This window comes from Paenibacillus sp. FSL K6-2524, from assembly GCF_038005525.1.
In the GTDB taxonomy this organism is placed as follows: domain Bacteria; phylum Bacillota; class Bacilli; order Paenibacillales; family Paenibacillaceae; genus Fontibacillus; species Fontibacillus anaericanus.
In genome coordinates this window covers 5,583,112-5,601,340 of sequence record NZ_JBBOSP010000001.1, presented here as the reverse complement: position 1 = coordinate 5,601,340, position 18,229 = coordinate 5,583,112, and the positions used below count along the sequence as shown (strand labels likewise).

Here is an 18,229-nt window from a genome sequence, read left to right as displayed (position 1 = left end):
TTAGTATTAATAGAACATATTAAATCCACCAAATAAATTGTCCAGGATGGCCTCCATGCTAAGTGAGACTATTTTAAACAGAGTGTAGGCATAAATAAGATTGGCTATAACGGCTCCGTATAATGGGTCCAGACCGCTAGTACTTTCTTTGCCAGCATTGAGGATTACGGCAGAAATTGAAGTGAAGATAACACTGATGCCGATCAATAGTAGTAAAACAGGTAGCTTAGTGCCTAGTCCTAGTAGAGTACAGATCATACATAAGAAAAGAGCGGCAACTGCAGGTACAAGCATCGTGCCCAATTTGGCTGTTACCGTTAAGTAATCACTAGCAACACGTCCGAGGCGGATAACGAAAAGTGCAAGTAAGCTCGCTAATAGCAGGGAAATCCAGATTAAGAACAGAGGCTTAATAACGGTGCTACCAAAAGAAATAGAGAAACCATAAGCTTGTTTTGCTCCAACGTAGAATATGAACGGAAGCAGAAATGAAGTGAAGAACATGGTGATTATGCCATTGGTGAAATGAGTACTATTTACACTTTGTGTGGTTTGAAATGGGTGGAGTAAAGCTTTGAGGAAATAGCTCCCATATTGTTTGCTTACATGAATACTTTTTTTCGCTGCATCGCTTTGTCTAACTTTGTCCCATCCGTTTGCGACGTTGGGTAACGCCGGAATATGTAGTTGATCCGTAGAGGTTGCCGTAGTTGAGGCGGATGTAAAGGTTGCCGTGTTCCCGGGGCTATCGCTACTAGTAGCTGTTTCCGAATAGGTCGGACTCTCGGCGGTGGGTGTTGCATGTAAAGGTGTACCGCAAGCGACGCAAAATTTGCCCTTCTCATTTACCTGATTGCATTGTGGACAGTTCATATGTAACCTCCTGGAAAAATATTGTATGTATTTCGCTGCACAATATGATCATAGTTCTTAAGTCTTAAGAAGGTCAATGAAAAATATGGTAGATTAACGAGGTGGACAACTCTATTAGTTATTGTATTTTTATTAGTATAATCGTATAATAATACATACTTATTATTCGGAATGCATATTTAAACAGAGAAGCACATGGGAGAGAAAGAGAAAGCGAGGTAAGGCTAGTGAGTGGAGACAAGGTAAAGGTTGCGATTGTAGGTTCTACAGGGTACGGGGGAGTAGAGCTGATTCGGTTTTTATTGGGGCATCCGGAAGTGGAGATTGTATCGGTCATCTCGGCTTCAAGTGCAGGTTCGCCAATCAGCGATGGGTTTCCGCATTTGACGGATATTGTGGTGCAACCTTTGGATGGCGTGGATGCAGAGCAAATTGCAGCTAAAGCGGATGTTGTGTTCACTGCTACACCTTCCGGGGTTAGTGCTAAGCTGGTACCCGATCTGCTTCAGGCGGGTCTGAAGGTAATCGATTTATCGGGCGACTTTCGGCTAAAAGATGGAGCGGTGTATGAAGAATGGTACAAACACGAGGCCCCGGAAGATAACTTACTAAAGCAAGCTGTGTATGGATTGTGTGAAATAAATGGCGATGAAGTAACGCGTTCCTCAGGGTTGATTTCTAACCCCGGTTGTTATCCTACCGCAACGTTGTTGGGATTGATTCCCGCACTCAGTGCAGGCTGGATTGATCCTCAGAGTATCATTATTGATGCTAAATCAGGAGTGTCAGGTGCGGGTAGAGGTACGAGTCTTATGACCCATTATGGTGAGATAAATGAAAACTTAAAGGTCTACAAAATAAACAAGCATCAGCATATTCCTGAGATCGAGCAAAGCTTATCGGCTGTAGCAGGTGAACAGGTAACGGTAACTTTTACGACTCATTTGGTTCCGATGACGCGTGGGATTATGAGTACGATGTACGCTAGTCTAAAGGGTGAATATACAGAAGCTGATCTAGTTGAGCTATATCAACAATATTATGAAGGAAGAAAGTTTGTTCGGGTACGGGAAGCGGGTAAGTGGCCGGCTACCAAGGAAGTATTGGGGTCTAACTATTGCGATATTGGTTTTGCAGTGGATCCTCGAACGAAGAGGGTTACGATTGTATCTGTGATCGATAACGTCGTCAAAGGGGCCGCAGGCCAGGCGATTCAGAATTTGAATATCATGATGGGTTGGGATGAAACCACAGGATTGAATCTCAGTCCCGTATATCCATAGTAACGGAGGAAAATGGCATGGAGGTCGTTAGTTTGTTCAAAGTTATCTCAGATGGTGGGGTTACATCTCCTAAAGGTTTTCAAGCAGGGGGATTACACTGTGGATTGAAAAAAACATCGCGCAATGATCTAGGCGCGATTGTATGCGAGGTACCCGCAGTAGCGGCTGCTGTATACACGACAAGCGTGTTTCAAGCGGCGCCCCTTAAGGTGACACGGGAGAGTATCGCGGCAGGAGAACGCCGGCTGCGAGCGATCGTCGTGAACAGTGGCAACGCCAATGCTTGCACGGGCCAACAGGGAGAGGCTGACGCCTATGAGATGCGCGCATCCGCAGCAGCTGCGCTTGGTCTGGCTGAGACGGAAGTAGCCGTCGCATCTACGGGTGTAATCGGTGAGTTGCTACCGATGGATCGTGTGAGTAGCGGGATTGCGGCTCTACCGTCCTCCCTGTCAGGGGATAACGAGGGATCGGAGCAGTTCTGCCAGGCTATTCTAACGACTGACCTTGTAAAGAAGGAAGTTGTAGTATCGCTGGAAGTTGACGGTCGTGAAGTAAGGATTGCTGGAGCCGCTAAAGGTTCTGGTATGATCCACCCCAATATGGCGACCATGTTAGCCTTCGTTACGACGGATGCAGTGATTGAGCCGCAATCACTCCAAGGACTACTTGGAGCGACGACAGACCTGACATTCAATATGATTACTGTGGATGGAGATACAAGTACCAACGACATGCTGTTGACGATGGCGAGTGGTCTTGCAGGTAATACAGAGTTATCACAGAGCCACCCTGATTGGGATGCTTTCGCCGCTGCGTTTCAGTACGTGTGCCAGACTCTAGCTAAGGCTATCGCTCGTGATGGCGAAGGTGCGTCACGGCTTGTTGAAGTGACGGTTGAGGGTGCAGTTACTGACGAGTCCGCCCGGGCTATTGCCAAGACCATCGTCGGATCTAGTCTAGTTAAGACTGCCGTATTCGGTGCTGATGCCAACTGGGGTCGCATCATTGCAGCCGTTGGCCGCGCAGGTGAGCCTGTTAACCCTGATACTGTGGACATCAAGCTGGGCGATATCATCGTACTAACCGGTTCCCGTCCTATTCCGTTTGATGAGGAAGAAGCATTGGTTTACTTAAAAGGTGACACGATTGCAATTAAAGTAGATTTACACAATGGCCCAGGCCATGCAACAGCTTGGGGCTGCGATCTGACCTATGACTACGTACGAATCAATGCGGCGTACCGCACTTAATATATTTTTTCATTTTACTTGAGAGGAGTTTTTAAAGTGATGAAGGCAGCGTTGGATGGGAGCGGAGTCGCTACAGAGAAATCTCTGCTAAACCAAACATTTGTTATGAAATGCGGAGGAAGCACGCTGGAAGAATTACCGGACTCTTTTTATGATGATCTCGTTAAGTTACATGAGAGTGGTGTACAGCCTGTTATTGTACATGGCGGTGGTCCAGCGATATCCGAGAATTTGAGCAAGCTTGGGATTGAGACCAACTTTGTGAATGGCCTTCGCTATACATCCGAGGAAGTGCTGGATGTTGTAGAAATGGTCCTTGCAGGTAGCATTAACAAAAAAATCGTGCGTCGCATTGGACAGTCCGGTGGTAAGGCACTGGGTTTGTCTGGTGTAGATGGTTACTTGATTGTAGCTAAACCCGTTTCTGCCAACGCGGAAGTTGGTCTGGTCGGAGATGTGGCAGGGATTAATGCCGGACTGATTGAAGGTGTGCTAAATCTCGGTTATATGCCTATTATTGCACCTGTTGGTATAGGTGCTAATGGGCAGCGTTATAACATCAATGCGGATACTGCTGCTGGTGCGGTTGCCTCGGAACTTGGAGTGCAGCGTATGATCGTAGTGACTGATGTACCAGGCATTCTGCAAAATGTGAATGGTGAGAAGCGTGTGCTACCTGTTGTCTCTGTACAGCAGATTGAAGATATGATTCAAAGTGGCGAAATTTATGGTGGTATGATTCCTAAAGTCCGCGCTGCTATTGCTTGCATAAACGGCAAAGTGAAGGAAGTTGTCATTGTAGATGGAAGTGAGCCTGGAGTACTCGGCAAAGTGCTTTCTGGCGAAATAATAGGAACAAAAATAACCCGAATGCAGTAGCCTGTACCTTTGCAATTACGATATAGTTAATAGAACGGTCTTTTATTTCTTATAAATCGATAGGAGTTGAATAGCGATGGCACAAAGTGATCTCAAGAATACGGTGGAGACCCCGGTTGAAGGAAAAGTAAGCGCGCTGTTTCCCACATATTCACGTTATCCTCTTAATCTAGTGAAGGGGCATGGCAGCTGGCTTTGGGACGATCAGGGCAACCGCTATCTCGACTTTATGAGCGGACTCGCCGTGACGAACCTAGGGCATGCACCGGAGAAGGTTAGAGAAAAAGTTAAAGCTCAGCTTGATGAGTTATGGCATGTGTCGAACCTGTTTCATATCCCGCAGCAAGAAAAGGCTGCTAAGCTATTGACCGAGATCAGTTGTGCCGACGTTGTCTTCTTCTGCAATAGTGGTGCTGAAGCGAATGAAGCAGCTATTAAGCTGGCTCGTCGTTATCATCAGAAGGTGAAAGGTAATGGCCGGTTTGAGGTTATTACATTCGAGCAATCTTTCCATGGCCGTACATTGGCGACACTGACAGCAACCGGACAACAGAAGGTGAAGGATGGATTCCTTCCACTACCTGCAGGTTTTACGACCGTTCCACTGCATGATATGGATGCGCTGAAGGCGGCCATCGGACCGGATACAGCTGCAATTATGATAGAGATGGTTCAAGCAGAAGGTGGCGTGTATCCTGTCGAAGTGAGTTTTGTCCAAGAACTAGCAGCTCTTTGTAAGGAGCAGGAATTGCTACTGATCGTGGATGAAGTACAGACTGGAATGGGGCGTACAGGAAAGTGGTTTGCTCATGAACATTACGGGATTGAACCTGATATTTTCACATCGGCAAAAGGACTTGCTAGTGGTTTACCAGCAGGAGCAATGCTAGCCAAGGAGTACCTGCGTGAAGGATTCGCACCGGGAAGTCATGCTTCTACTTTTGGCGGAAATCCAGTGGTTACGGCTTCAATCATTGCAACTTTGGAAACAATGTTTGAGGAACGGATTCCAGAACGTGCGGAAAAGATGGGGCGTTATTTGAGTGATAAACTCCACGAGGCATTTGATAACGAACCATTTGTGAAAGCCATTCGTGGAATGGGACTCATCATTGGTATTGAATGCGAGGAAGCCGTAGCTGAAATCGTAACCCAAGGACAGAAGAGCAAATTGCTCTTTGTCACAGCAGGACCCAACGTGATCCGTCTCCTACCGAATCTGAAGGTGAACCGTGATGAAATTGACCAAGCTGTGGATACGTTAGTAGCTTTGATTGCCGCACATACGGCCAAGGAGGAGAATGAACTATGAGTCTATCCGAAGTGAAGAAGAGTATTAATCTTAGCGGTCGTGATTTTATTGAGATGAGCGATTATTCAACTGAGGAGATCGAGTATTTGATCGACTTAGCTATTGAGATTAAACATAAACAGAAATCGGGAGAAGAATATCAGCCGTTAAAGGGCAAGACCGTGGGACTGATTTTTGAGAAATCGTCTACGCGGACGCGGGTCTCCTTTGAAGTTGGGACATACCAACTGGGTGGTCATGCACTTTTCCTTAGCAAGAATGACATTCAACTTGGTCGTGGTGAAAGCATTGCCGATACAGCAGGCGTCATGTCGCGGTACTTGGATGGGATTATGATTCGTACCTTTGGTCATGACAAGGTCGTAGATTTAGCGCGTTATGCGACGATTCCTGTTATTAACGGTCTTAGTGATTTGGCGCATCCATGCCAAGTGCTAGCTGACTTCCAAACAATTTATGAGCATAAAGGTACCTTAAAAGGATTGAAGCTCGCTTATATAGGCGATGGTAACAATATGGCGCATTCCTTGATGATTGGTGGAGCTAAGCTAGGCGTACACGTATCCATCGCTTGTCCTGAAGGATATGAGCCTGACGCGCAAATCGTAGCCGATTCTCAGGAAATGGCGAAGGCGACCGGAGCGAAGATTGAAGTGGTTCGCGATCCGAAGGTCGCAGTTCAAGATGCGGATGTTATTTATACCGATGTTTGGGCGAGCATGGGCTTCGAGGAAGAACAAAAGGCGCGTGAGCTAGCATTCGCGGATTACCAAGTAAATGAGGAACTCGCCAAACATGCGAAATCCGACTATTTATTCATGCACTGCCTACCAGCCCATCGCGGCGAGGAAGTTAGTGAAGGCGTAATTGACAATAGCACTCATTCTATCATCTTCGATCAAGCAGAGAACCGACTACATGCGCAGAAAGCGTTAATGGCGGCCCTGCTGGGATAAGTGTATACTTTTAAATAGAATTTGGATTATTGTGAAGTGATACTTGCGTAGATAATGAAATGATTCTGAAGAAGCTACAAGCTTTCCATGGGAAAGCTACCTCGGAAGCATAAGCTGCGGTCGCCTTTGTCCCCAAATTTCAACTTTGGTACAATAAAACCAAGAAATTTGGAGACAACAGCGATCGTAAGAACATTTCGTTATCGAAGCCTATAATCTCAGTAGATGAAAATGGAGGATCTATCATGGCAAAAGAAAAAATCGTATTAGCTTATTCCGGGGGACTAGATACTTCCGTTATACTTAAATGGTTGAAAGAAACTTATGATGCGGAGATCATCGCATTTACAGCGGATATTGGTCAGAAGGAAGAATTGGACGGCTTGGAAGCTAAGGCACTTGCTACCGGCGCCTCCAAAGTATATATTGACGATCTTCGCGATGAATTTGCGCAGGATTTCATCAATCCTATGTTCCAATCAGGTGCCCTATATGAAGGACAGTATCTACTTGGAACAAGTATCGCGCGTCCATTGATCGCAAAACGTATGGTGGATATCGCCCGTGCAGAAGGCGCTACGGCGATTGCTCACGGCGCAACGGGAAAAGGGAATGACCAAGTGCGTTTTGAACTAGCGGCAGCAGCCCTTGCACCAGAAATTTCAGTAATTGCTCCTTGGCGCTTAAGTGAATTCCGTGATCGTTTCCCAGGTCGGGCTGAAATGATTGCATATGCCGAAGAGAATGGCATTCCAGTTACCGCTTCAGCAGCTAAGTCCTATTCGATGGATCGTAATCTACTACACATCAGTTATGAAAGTGGCGTACTGGAAGATCCTTATTTCGATGCTTCTGCTCCTGAGAGCAAAGAGATGTATCTACTAAGCGTGTCCCCAGAGGATGCACCGGATGAAGCAGAATATCTGGAGCTAGAGTTCAAGCAAGGTAACTGCGTCGCACTAAATGGAGAAGCTTTAAGTCCACTTGGTGTGATGGAGAAGCTAAATGAGCTTGGTGGCAAACACGGGATCGGCCGTGTGGATATGGTTGAGAACCGCTTCGTAGGGATGAAGAGTCGTGGTGTATATGAGACACCGGGGGGAACCATTCTTTTCAACGCTCATCGTAAAATGGAATCTTTGACGATGGATCGTGAAGTAATGAATCTACGTGATAGTCTTATTACACGTTATAGCACACTCGTATATAATGGTTTCTGGTTTGCTCCAGAACGTTTGGCGCTGCAAGCGTTGGTAACTGAAAGTCAGAAGAACGTTACAGGAACGGTACGTGTCAAATTATATAAAGGGAATGTAATTGCTGCTGGTGTGAAGAGTCCAGTCAGTCTTTACAATCCAGATATTGCGACGATGGAAGCAGATCCTACGCAGTCATATGACCAAGGAGATGCAACAGGATTTATCCGTCTAAACGCATTACGTCTTAAAGTAAGTTCCGGTGTTGAGCAGAACAACAAATAATCGGACTGCGACCGCTTCCCTTACATTGCGAGTTCATTCTCGCAGAAGGGGGGCGGTCTGTAGTTTAAATGAGATAAGGAGTGGATCAAGTGAGCAAACTGTGGGGAGGACGCTTTACCAAGCAGACCAACCGTTTAGTTGAAGAATATACCGCGTCCATTGGTTTTGATAAGGCATTAGCGCAAGAAGATGTGCAAGGAAGCTTGGCACATGTGTCGATGCTAGGAAAATGCGGCATACTTCCTGAAGACGATGTAGATAAGATTAAAGAAGGGCTCCATACGATTCTGCAAAAGATCGCACGTGGTGACCTGGAATACTCAGTTTCGGATGAAGATATCCATATGAACATCGAGAAGCAATTGATTGATGAAGTGGGCTCTGTAGGGGGGAAACTTCATACTGGGCGTAGCCGTAATGATCAGGTGGCTACAGACATGCATCTGTATCTGCGCAAACGGGTTGTCGAGTTTGCTGGTCTACTACATGATTTACAGGAAGCGTTGATTGGACAAGCTAAGGCTAACTTGAATACGATTTTGCCTGGATATACTCATCTCCAACGGGCACAACCGATTCTTTTTGCACATCACCTAATGGCATATGTATCCATGTTCCAAAGAGATATTGAGCGTCTGCAAGACAGCTACAAGCGCATTAATGTGCTTCCACTTGGTGCTGGTGCACTCGCGGGTACGACATTCCCGATCGATCGGCATTTTGTAGCGGAGCAATTGAACTTTGATAGTGTCTACGAGAATAGCTTGGACGCAGTTAGTGATCGCGATTTCATTATCGAGTTTCTAGCGGACGCTTCGATTCTCATGATGCATCTCTCCCGTCTTAGCGAGGAGTTAGTGCTCTGGAGTAGCACGGAATTCCGCTTTATCGAATTGGACGATGCATTCTGTACAGGCAGCAGTATAATGCCACAGAAGAAAAACCCAGATGTGCCTGAGTTAGTTCGCGGCAAGACAGGCCGTGTCTACGGTAACCTGATGGGACTTCTGACCGTACTGAAGTCACTGCCACTAGCCTATAACAAAGATATGCAGGAAGACAAAGAAGGTATGTTTGATACAGTAGCTACGCTGCAAGGCGCATTGCGATTGTTCGCTCCAATGATCGCTACGATGACGGTAAACGGGGATCGTATGCGTGAAGCGGTGAACAAGGACTTCTCTAACGCTACAGATATTGCCGATTTCTTAGCCAACAAAGGTATGCCGTTCCGCCAGGCGCATGAGGTCATTGGCAAGACGGTACTGTATTGCATTCAAAATAATAAATATCTTCTTGATCTTACTTTGGATGAATTCAAGACATTCTCTTCCCTGTTTGATGACACCATCTACACAGTGCTTCAACCTGAAACGGTTGTAAATGCGCGTAACGTATATGGCGGTACAGCCTCCAGCCAAGTGGCTGCGGCGATTACTCGGGCAGAAGAAAGACTGCAAGCAACAGGAGCATGGGTTACAGAGTACTTAGAGAAAAGTAAATAGATATCAATAGAAACAGCCTCTATCCTTTGGGATGGAGGCTGTTCTGTATTACGATACGATGAATCCCTACAGGGACTTACCTAGTTCAGAGAAGTATTTCCTTCTGCTAACAAAGTAGAATATGATTTGCAAAACTAAGAAAATGAGGGCAACTATACTGGCCTTTCCGACAACGTCCAGCACATTAGGCCGATTGCTGAACAGGACATAGAAATAGTATAACCCCAGACCTAAACCAAAGAGAGTAGGGAAGAAGAAAGTAATCGCCAGTTCTTTAGAGATAATATTCTTTAACTCTTTTGAAGTGACACCCATTCTTTGGAGTGAGTACAAACTCTCCTTCTGATCCTCAATATCTGATAATACTTTATGGAATAAAACCACGCCTGAAGCAATCGCAAACAACGCCCCGAGGAAGAGGACGATGAAGAAAATGGTGCCGTTGGATTCAAGCTTACGCTTGAATTCTCCTTCTTTGTAAATCGGCTTTAGGTCGTCCATTTCGAATCCATTTCGTTCACGTAAGGCATTCACTAAAGATTGATAGCCTTGTTCATTGATATCGCCTTTTATCAAGTGAAATTTCTTGATCTGTTCTTGTCTAATTTCGGCTTTCCATTGATCGTACACCTGATCGTCTACAACAAGGGCAGTACCGTAATAACCACCCGCTAAATCACTGAAATTTATGAATGGCAGATTGATAATTGTAATATGTTGACTTGGATATTCTACATAGGGATATTGGGCCAAGGCTTGAACCAAGCCTTCTTTGCTCATGCTTTCCTGAAACTGGGCATCTAGTTTTTCGGTATTCATGACTGAGATAAATGTTGTGGGTATTTCATGCTTCATGTTCTCCGCGTGCAACCTAGACTCCAGCGCTTGATCAGCTTTAAGTTCATATTGTGTTCCCATATGCTGATTAAAAAGGCTTTCACTGATGATGCATGTTCGATCATCCCAGAGCACCATGGCTCCCTTATTATCTCGGAATTGTGGTAGTTCTATAAATTCCAATGTGCTATTTTGCTCTATCGTATTACCTTGTTCCTTCAGAATTTGTTCCACTTCACCAGCATTCATCATATTCAATTGGTTCGTTTCCACGAACATAATATCAAATGGATTCTCCATGTCATTATTATCACGGCTTGTGGCGTACATCGAGTAGAACATCCCGATAAAGAAAATAGCTCCGGCAATTAGGATCGAAACGATATACAGGGTACTCTTATAAGCTAGAAATCGATGCGATAAATTGGACAGCACGATTAGATTGTTGTTGTACGTTTTTTTGAATAGTTTCATGACGGATTTGATTACCACAATCAAGGTCCCAAAAATAATATAAGGGCAAATCAACGTTAAGACCAAGAATAGGATAAACATATAGGATTGGTTCTGGAAAACTTGCTTCAGTAATACTTTAGGTAGTAAATACGCGGATACGACAAAGACGACCATGGCAATCATGCCGAGCATGAGGTTGCTTTTCCCGACTCCCTTTTTTCTAGAAGAATTCAGTACATCTATAATGGAGGTTTTGCGGATATAGAGGATGTTAAAGATGAAATTGCATATAAAAATAAGCAAAAATATACCGCTACTTAATAAGAGGCTATTAACACTAAATTCAAACCGGATCGGATTTATAATCAACATTTGATTAAGACCCATATAAAATAGTTTCGAGAAAACGCCACCGGAGACCAGCCCTGTAACTAACGAAATGATCAGGATTCCTGCTTGTTCAAGAAATAATAATCTCGTTAAGTCTTTTGTCGTCATTCCCAGTGTAATATACATCCCGAATTCTTTCCCTCTGTATTTCATGAAAGAGATATTACTGTAGGTGATGAAGACAATTGAAAATAACACGACACCCATTAGAGCGGATTTGATAACTTCATATAGAGTGGTCGTTCCTACTTGTCTGTATACATCTGAATTAAATAGCAAACTCCCGAACATGAACAGAATAGCCACGATCAGTGTATTTACAAAATAAAGCGACATATATTTTCGCACGTTGTAAATAAAGTTCTTCCGTACGATAGAGGAGAAGGTCATGATCTCTCCCCTCCGATCACACTTTGTACCTCCAATATTTTATCGAAAAATGCTTTGTGGTCCCCTGGAGATCTCATTTCCATTTCGATGTTACCGTCTTTAAAGAAAATAATTCTTTTGCAAAAGGATGCAGCAAAGGGGTCGTGAGTCACCATAAGGATCGTACTATTTAATTGTGTATTTAAAGTAGTGAGAGTGGTCATTACATTGTGGGCAGACTTGGAATCCAAGTTTCCAGTTGGCTCATCTGCATATATGACGGCGGGATCATTGGCGATCGCCCGTGCGGCTGACACTCTTTGTTTCTGACCACCAGAGATATGGTAGGGATATTTATCTTTCAGATCATAGATTCCCAAAAAGTTCATAAGTGGTGTTATCTTGTTATCAATTTCCTGCGGACTGAGCTTGTCCAATATAAGGGGTAAGGCAATGTTCTCTTGTAGGGTCAAACTGTCCAATAGATTAAAGTCTTGAAAAATATAACCAATTCTCTCTCTGCGAAAAAGTGCCATCTGATCCTTCGATAATTTCGTGATCTCTTTGCCGTCAATGGTAACCTCACCTGATGTCGCCTTATCTACACCGGATAAAATATTCAGGAGGGTTGTTTTACCACTACCGCTTGGGCCCATGATACCGACAAAATCCCCTTGTTCTATTGCCAGGTTGATTCCATTAACCGCTGTGACTTCTTTGGCACCTTTATAGGAGTTATATACTTTAACTAATTGATTGATGGTGATGATGTCCACTTCGTTTCCTCCTCTTCAGCTTATATGAGAAGTATAAAAGGGAATATCATTTGCTCGAATGGATTTCCCTTACGTAACCTTACACTTTTGTAAGGAAAGCAAGGGTTACTTCGGTCCCGATTTCCTTTTGTGAACTCACGCTAATGTCATGTCCCAATTTGTTGGAAATGTATTTCACCATATAAAGGCCGATTCCTGTGGCTGAACTATCATTTCTTCCATTCTTTCCGGTGAAAAAGGGATCAAAAATTCGCGGCAGATCTTCGGGATCAATACCGACTCCGTTATCTTGAATGACCAACGATATTGCACCAAGATCCATTACGCTCTTAATGGTAATATGCTGTTTTTTTGCACTATATTTAATGGCATTCGACAGTATTTGCTCTAGCATATAACTGCACCATTTGGAATCGGTATAAACCGCTAGCTGCTCGTCGATATAAACCTTTGGGTAGATTTCTTGGTATATAAAGTCGCGCTTCTTATCGTTGATGACTTGGGTAACAAGCTGATGTAAATTAGTCTTTTCCGGCAAATAGTCCCGGGAGAAGTCATCGAGCCTGAGCACGTTTAGACACTCCTCAAGATTTTGTCTTAATTTTTGGTTCTCTGCTTTAATGTCTTCTATGGCATCGTTAGAGCCTTTGTCTGCAGCCAGACCAATGATGGAGATCGACACTTTCATGTTATGTATCCACTGGGAGAACAAAGAGTTTCGCTCTTTAAACGAGTTGTTCATTTGATAGATTTTATGATTATATTGATCATGTATTTCATTGATTGTGCCAAAGATCTGCAGATCGTTATGGTCTAAGACATTCACATCCATCTGTGGGCTTGTTATGGATTCCTCCAACTTCGTAGTGAATTTATACAAACGAACACCAGCAAATGTGAGATAGACAAGTAAAATAAAAAGGCTTACGGTTAGTGGGTACCAGAGTTCCTGTACTCCGTGTAACAGATAAGATATTAAGATCAGGACAAATGTGTTGATGAAATAGATCATAAGGAACCCTTTGTTTAAATGAAGCAGTTTAGCAACCCACTGGATCAAAGACATAGCCAACTCCCCGTTTTGTCGTAATGATATCTTCTAGCCCAAAATCACTCAGTTTCTTTTTCACCCTAGTTATGTTGACGGTTAAAGTATTATCATCCACAAACACATGGTCATCCCATAGCGCTTCGAGCAGTTCCTCACGGGTTACAATCTCACCTGCATTTTTCATGAAAATCTTTAGGAGACGGTATTCATTTTTGCTTAATTCCATGGTCTTATGTCCGTATTGGAGTTTCATACTTTCATTATGTAGGGTTAGTCCACCTAGGGTATAATCATTTTCTTCATCCCGGGCATAAGATCTTCTCAATACGGCATTGATCTTAGCTACTAAAATACCCACACTAAAAGGCTTGGTCACATAATCATCTGCACCAAACTCCATGCCGCGGATTTGTTCTCCTTCATCGCTATGCGCTGAAAGAATAATGATGGGGGTATTGTGCTTTTTCCGTAAAAGCTTTAGATAATAAAATCCATCGAATGACGGTAAATTGATATCCAAAAGAATGAGTTGAGGTTTGGCCTCCTCTACCTGTTCGATAACATGATCGAAATCGGTAATCGTCTCCACGGCAAAGTCGTAGGCTTGCAAGTATTCTTTGATATACTTTTGCAATTTGACGTCGTCTTCAATAACTAGTATTTTGTCCATGGTAATTTGCTTTGCTCCTATTTAAGATTGATATTGCTAAGCTGCTTAGTGATAAAAATTCTATCTTCCTAAAGTTTACCATGGGGAGGGGGTTGATAACTGTGAGAAATGCAAAAAAGCCAACCTCGGCTGGGTTGGCCATTTGCTGTGTGTGTGAAGAAATAAGAAGGGGAATACGCCCTGAGGACTATAGCATGCGATTTAGATCAGTGGTGAGCATTCTTGGGTCCCGCTAAAAACTCGGTGCGAAAAATAGTTGTCATTTTGACCTTACCTCCTAAAAGTTGTATTAGCATAACAAGAGTACAGCTTTATCATAAATCGTGTAAATTAGAGCCGAACCGTAGATTTGTAAATGGGATGTTAAATTCTACGTAACGGGTAGATCATTTAGTCATGAAGCGAGCGTTCTGCCCCTGCTCTGAATAGGACTTACTCCTATTGTTGTTCAGTTGTATAATCATAGAAGAAGCTTCATACCCACACATGACCCAGCCCCGAGACTAAGATGATCCTAGGCTGGGTTTGTTGTTGTTTTGCAGAACTCATTCCGAAAATAAGGAGGCAAGCCGTAGTGAATAATCTCCCTACAAAAGTCGAAATGAATTTCATTCAAGAGGTGCAAAACCGCCTAGGCAATGCTTCTAAGCAATCGGGCTTAACAACCGGGAGAGTAAGGTCTATTTCTTCTAGTCTATTTAGTACCCTGGAGGATCGGAGTCTAAACACCGTCCTGAACTATTGTGAACAATTGCTTGCCGAAAGAAAGTGGGAACTTGGCGTAATCGCTTATGATTGGGCGTATAAGGTGAGAAAGTTGTATAGGGAAGATACATTTTATATTTTTGAGCGTTGGCTTAAGGAGTATGTTTCAGGATGGGGCGATTGTGATGATTTTTGCACGCATGCATTTGGCGAACTACTCGGTCAGTACCCTCATCTTCTTCCTAAAGTGATGGACTGGACTCATTATTCTGACTTCTGGGTAAGACGAGCTTCGGCAGTAATTCTCATTTATCCAATTAAAAAAGGAATGCTTCAGGGGATGGATCCATACATCATATCGGATAAGTTAATGGATGATTCGCATGATCTGGTGCAAAAAGGTTATGGATGGATGCTCAAAATCCTCTCTATGGCTAAGCCAGAGGAAGTGTTCCATTATTTACTCAAGAATAAATCACAGATGCCAAGGGTGGCTTTCCGGTATGCGCTTGAAAAGCTTACTCCAGCTCAAAGAGCCGTGTTAATGGAGAAGTAGATCATATGATGAGATGGGGGAAAGAAAGTGAATAAATCTGAGAATGCTGAAAGCAGACTGAATGCGTTGGGGCTGGAACTACCTACGGCTAGTGGTCCTGCCGCTAAGTATGCCAACTACGTAATCGTAGGAGGACTGATGTATGTATCCGGTAAGGGGCCATTCGGAAATCCCAAGGGGAAACTAGGGGCAGAGTTTACAACCGAACAAGGATATCAATATGCTAGAGAAGCAGGGATTCAAGTGCTGGCCGTCTTGAGGGAAGCGCTTGGGTCACTAGATAAGGTGAAGCGAGTGGTGAAAGTCCAAGGGTTTGTTAACGCCACGGCGGACTTTGATGAACATCATAAAGTATTAAATGGATTCTCGGATCTGATGTTGGAGGTATTTGCTGACCAGGGCTTACATGCACGTTCCGTATTTGGCGCTGTCTCTGTACGAGATAATCTACCCATCATAGTAGATTCCATCTTCCAAGTGGAGGACGGACAACAATAATCGATATAGCAATGGTATGGAGGGAGAAGCCCAGCAGAGGGCTTCTTCTTTTTCGTATTTTTTCAATCGCGTAGCGGTCATTTATTTATTTTCAGAAATTCGTAAAAAATAACTCGAATTATGTCGAAGATAGATATATACATCACAGACAATATAGAAATGCGATAGGCAATGTACCACAAATATAAGGGGGCAACATGAATGAAGTCATTATTTACCAGGATCAGATTAAGATTTGAGATTATATCACTACGCAGTCGGCTACTTATTATGTTTTCTTTGTTACTGATTATACCTAATCTGCTGATTACTACATTCAATTATAGCAGTGCTAAAGGACAGCTAGAGTCGAAGATGGAAGAGAGTAGTAAACTAAGTGTCAACATACTGAACCAATCGTTGAACCAAATCGTAATCGCCGAGGTTCGGAATGTGGAGCAGTTGGTGATGGAGATAAACGCCAAGCAGATCGATACTAATTCACCTGAGTTGAGGAAGTTGATGGATCTTTTTATGGAGAAGCACCCTGAACTTGAATTAATTACCGTTGGTAACAACAAGGGCGCTTGGATGAAAGCTCCCGATCCAGGGAAACAGGATTATGACCCGAGAGAGAGAGAGTGGTATATCGAAGCGCTGGAAAATCCGAATAAGACGATCATCCCTGATCCGTTCAAGTCGGCCACAACGGGAAACTACAATCTGTTCATAGCAAGAGCACTGTCGGATGGGCAGGGGGCAATTACTGTCTCGTTGAACATGGCCCAAATTAATGAAATGATAAATAAAATAAAAATAGGGGAAAACGGATATATCTATGTGATTGATCAGAATGATAAACTCATCTCACATCCCACGCTTGCGGTGGGGGATAGTGTAACCGGAGATCAACTACGAGTTATACACAGTAAAGATACAGGGTACGTAGATTATAATAGCCCAATAACTGGGAACCCACAGCGTGGGCATTTTACAACGAATGATCTTACGGGTTTTAAATTAGTAGCTGTGCTAGAATTGAATGAATTTAGCACAGCATCCCTACCTATTTTATGGAATTCCTTAGTTGTTCTGGGCGTTTCCCTGCTTATCGCGGGTATCCTATTGTTTATAACTATACGGGCAGTTACTAAGCCGATAGAGCAACTGAACAAATCAGCGAAACGGGTAGCTGAGGGTAATTTGAATGAGGAAGTGACCACTACTAGAAGAGATGAAATTGGGCAGTTGGCAGATAGTTATAATGAGATGGTAACATCCATCCGTCATATGGTTCAGGATATGTCAGAAACATCGAGTCAATTGGCCGCTTCTAGTGAGGAATTGACGGCTGGAACGGAGCAAAATGCTAAGGCAGTTGAATATATAGTAGAGCTTGTACAGGAGTCCTCATCCGATGCAGAGAATCAGGCGATGGCATCTGCGGAGAGTGCTAAGACGATGGTAGAAATGTCGTTAGGCATTCGTAAAATTGCAGAAGCTTCGGGCAGCATTGTTGAGTCTTCAGCCCAAACCGTAGAGGATGTAAGATACGGTAGTGAGAAGGTAAGCTTGGTTAGTGTGCAGATGGAAGAAATCCATCGCTCCACCCGTGAATCTGCGGAATTGATACACCAAATGAACGAGCTCAGCACTCAAGTCGCAGCCATGAGCAACTCGATTTCCGATATTGCAGTACAGACAAACTTATTGGCGCTGAATGCGTCGATTGAAGCCGCAAGGGCTGGTGAACACGGACGAGGATTCTCCGTTGTTGCCGGTGAGGTTGGTAAGCTAGCTGAGCAATCAAAGGGTACGGCAGAGATGATCCGGCAGAACATAGGACAGATGGTAAGCTTGACTGAAAGAGTCTATGTGGTGATGAGTAGTGAAGTGACGGCGAGCGTGGAGCGAGGTGTTGTTGTAACATCGGAAGCGCATAGCGCTTTCCAACAAATAGAGCAATCGACGAAGCTTATCACGGAACAGATTCATGATGTCTCCGCTATTACCGAACAGATGTCAGCAAGCTCAGATCAGATTGCAGCGTCCGTTCAGCAGATGGCGGATACATCATCTAAGAGCCTTGATGCATTTCAAAGTGTCACTGCTGCAACAGAGGAGCAACTTGCATCTATGGAGGAAATTTCTTCGGCATCCGAAGGTTTGGCGCGAATGGCCGCAGATATGCAAGTTAAGATAGAACATTTCAAGCTGTAATTCTGGCTCAATACCAAAATTAGTGCTTGAAAAATGTAATACGTAGATCGATGATCGCTACGCGGACGGATTATCCTTACGATCGCTGTTGCCTCCGAATTTATTTGATTATATCGCTATAGCGGTAAAAATTCGGAGGCAAAGCGTATGCTTTCGAAGTAGCTTTCCTTTGGAAAGCTT

15 protein-coding genes are annotated in these 18,229 nt (G+C 43.8%); 10 read left to right on the top strand and 5 right to left on the bottom strand.

Translation table 11 applies throughout. The annotated features are described in order from the left end of the window. Positions 1 to 6 precede the first annotated feature (6 nt). Positions 7 to 873 carry a zinc ribbon domain-containing protein gene (locus NST85_RS26115; protein ID WP_127194072.1) on the bottom strand — a complete coding sequence of 289 codons (867 nt, stop codon included), beginning with the start codon at positions 871 to 873 and terminating at the stop codon, positions 7 to 9. 227 nt (positions 874 to 1,100) lie between these two features. Between NST85_RS26115 and argC the strand changes: the two genes are divergently transcribed. From argC to argH, 7 genes are all read left to right on the top strand, one after another. After that, on the top strand, positions 1,101 to 2,156 hold the full coding sequence (gene argC / locus NST85_RS26110; protein WP_127194073.1) for an N-acetyl-gamma-glutamyl-phosphate reductase: 1,056 nt from the start codon (positions 1,101 to 1,103) through the stop codon (positions 2,154 to 2,156). A gap of 17 nt (positions 2,157 to 2,173) precedes the next feature. Continuing rightward, positions 2,174 to 3,409 (top strand): bifunctional glutamate N-acetyltransferase/amino-acid acetyltransferase ArgJ, encoded by a 1,236-nt coding sequence (argJ, locus tag NST85_RS26105; RefSeq protein WP_127194074.1) that lies wholly within the window; start codon positions 2,174 to 2,176, stop codon positions 3,407 to 3,409. Positions 3,410 to 3,448: 39 nt separating this feature from the next. Then, positions 3,449 to 4,288, top strand: a complete 840-nt coding sequence (gene argB / locus NST85_RS26100; protein ID WP_127194086.1) for an acetylglutamate kinase — start codon at positions 3,449 to 3,451, stop codon at positions 4,286 to 4,288. A gap of 76 nt (positions 4,289 to 4,364) precedes the next feature. Then, positions 4,365 to 5,600: an acetylornithine transaminase gene (locus NST85_RS26095; RefSeq protein ID WP_341190816.1), complete on the top strand. Its 1,236-nt coding sequence runs from the start codon at positions 4,365 to 4,367 to the stop codon at positions 5,598 to 5,600. After that, on the top strand, positions 5,597 to 6,556 hold the full coding sequence (gene argF, locus NST85_RS26090; protein ID WP_307398674.1) for an ornithine carbamoyltransferase: 960 nt from the start codon (positions 5,597 to 5,599) through the stop codon (positions 6,554 to 6,556). Before NST85_RS26095 ends, argF begins: the two co-directional genes overlap by 4 nt. 245 nt (positions 6,557 to 6,801) lie before the next feature. After that, a complete protein-coding gene (locus tag NST85_RS26085; protein WP_341190815.1) occupies positions 6,802 to 8,037 on the top strand; it encodes an argininosuccinate synthase in 1,236 nt (411 codons plus the stop codon). Positions 8,038 to 8,126: 89 nt separating this feature from the next. Further along, complete coding sequence (gene argH, locus NST85_RS26080; RefSeq protein ID WP_127194078.1) at positions 8,127 to 9,542, top strand: argininosuccinate lyase; 1,416 nt, start codon at positions 8,127 to 8,129, stop codon at positions 9,540 to 9,542. Positions 9,543 to 9,608: 66 nt separating this feature from the next. On the opposite strand, the gene NST85_RS26075 is transcribed toward argH, so the two are convergent. The 4 genes from NST85_RS26075 to NST85_RS26060 form a co-directional block, all read right to left on the bottom strand. Continuing rightward, complete coding sequence (locus tag NST85_RS26075; protein ID WP_341190814.1) at positions 9,609 to 11,615, bottom strand: ABC transporter permease; 2,007 nt, start codon at positions 11,613 to 11,615, stop codon at positions 9,609 to 9,611. Beyond that, positions 11,612 to 12,370: an ABC transporter ATP-binding protein gene (locus NST85_RS26070; RefSeq protein ID WP_341190813.1), complete on the bottom strand. Its 759-nt coding sequence runs from the start codon at positions 12,368 to 12,370 to the stop codon at positions 11,612 to 11,614. The genes NST85_RS26075 and NST85_RS26070 overlap by 4 nt, the downstream gene beginning before the upstream one ends. A gap of 79 nt (positions 12,371 to 12,449) precedes the next feature. Next, a complete protein-coding gene (locus NST85_RS26065) occupies positions 12,450 to 13,436 on the bottom strand; it encodes a sensor histidine kinase (RefSeq protein WP_341190812.1) in 987 nt (328 codons plus the stop codon). Continuing rightward, positions 13,411 to 14,091, bottom strand: coding sequence for a response regulator transcription factor (locus tag NST85_RS26060; RefSeq protein ID WP_341190811.1), 681 nt, complete (start codon positions 14,089 to 14,091; stop codon positions 13,411 to 13,413). The genes NST85_RS26065 and NST85_RS26060 overlap by 26 nt, the downstream gene beginning before the upstream one ends. 574 nt (positions 14,092 to 14,665) lie before the next feature. Here NST85_RS26060 and NST85_RS26055 point away from each other — a divergent pair. From NST85_RS26055 to NST85_RS26045, 3 genes are all read left to right on the top strand, one after another. Further along, a complete protein-coding gene (locus NST85_RS26055; protein ID WP_341190810.1) occupies positions 14,666 to 15,352 on the top strand; it encodes a DNA alkylation repair protein in 687 nt (228 codons plus the stop codon). 27 nt (positions 15,353 to 15,379) lie between these two features. Further along, positions 15,380 to 15,850 (top strand): RidA family protein, encoded by a 471-nt coding sequence (locus tag NST85_RS26050; protein WP_341190809.1) that lies wholly within the window; start codon positions 15,380 to 15,382, stop codon positions 15,848 to 15,850. Between the two features lie 201 nt (positions 15,851 to 16,051). Beyond that, positions 16,052 to 18,049 carry a methyl-accepting chemotaxis protein gene (locus NST85_RS26045; RefSeq protein WP_341190808.1) on the top strand — a complete coding sequence of 666 codons (1,998 nt, stop codon included), beginning with the start codon at positions 16,052 to 16,054 and terminating at the stop codon, positions 18,047 to 18,049. The last annotated feature ends 180 nt before the right edge of the window (positions 18,050 to 18,229 follow it).

What these genes read in the sequence shown, in the direction of transcription:
- NST85_RS26115 (WP_127194072.1), bottom strand. Translation starts at nt 873, where the DNA reads ATGAACTGTCCACAATGCAATCAGGTAAATGAGAAGGGCAAATTTTGC.
- argJ (WP_127194074.1), top strand. Translation starts at nt 2,174, where the DNA reads ATGGAGGTCGTTAGTTTGTTCAAAGTTATCTCAGATGGTGGGGTTACA.
- argB (WP_127194086.1), top strand. Translation starts at nt 3,449, where the DNA reads ATGAAGGCAGCGTTGGATGGGAGCGGAGTCGCTACAGAGAAATCTCTG.
- NST85_RS26095 (WP_341190816.1), top strand. Translation starts at nt 4,365, where the DNA reads ATGGCACAAAGTGATCTCAAGAATACGGTGGAGACCCCGGTTGAAGGA.
- argF (WP_307398674.1), top strand. Translation starts at nt 5,597, where the DNA reads ATGAGTCTATCCGAAGTGAAGAAGAGTATTAATCTTAGCGGTCGTGAT.
- NST85_RS26085 (WP_341190815.1), top strand. Translation starts at nt 6,802, where the DNA reads ATGGCAAAAGAAAAAATCGTATTAGCTTATTCCGGGGGACTAGATACT.
- NST85_RS26075 (WP_341190814.1), bottom strand. Translation starts at nt 11,615, where the DNA reads ATGACCTTCTCCTCTATCGTACGGAAGAACTTTATTTACAACGTGCGA.
- NST85_RS26065 (WP_341190812.1), bottom strand. Translation starts at nt 13,436, where the DNA reads ATGTCTTTGATCCAGTGGGTTGCTAAACTGCTTCATTTAAACAAAGGG.
- NST85_RS26060 (WP_341190811.1), bottom strand. Translation starts at nt 14,091, where the DNA reads ATGGACAAAATACTAGTTATTGAAGACGACGTCAAATTGCAAAAGTAT.
- NST85_RS26045 (WP_341190808.1), top strand. Translation starts at nt 16,052, where the DNA reads ATGAAGTCATTATTTACCAGGATCAGATTAAGATTTGAGATTATATCA.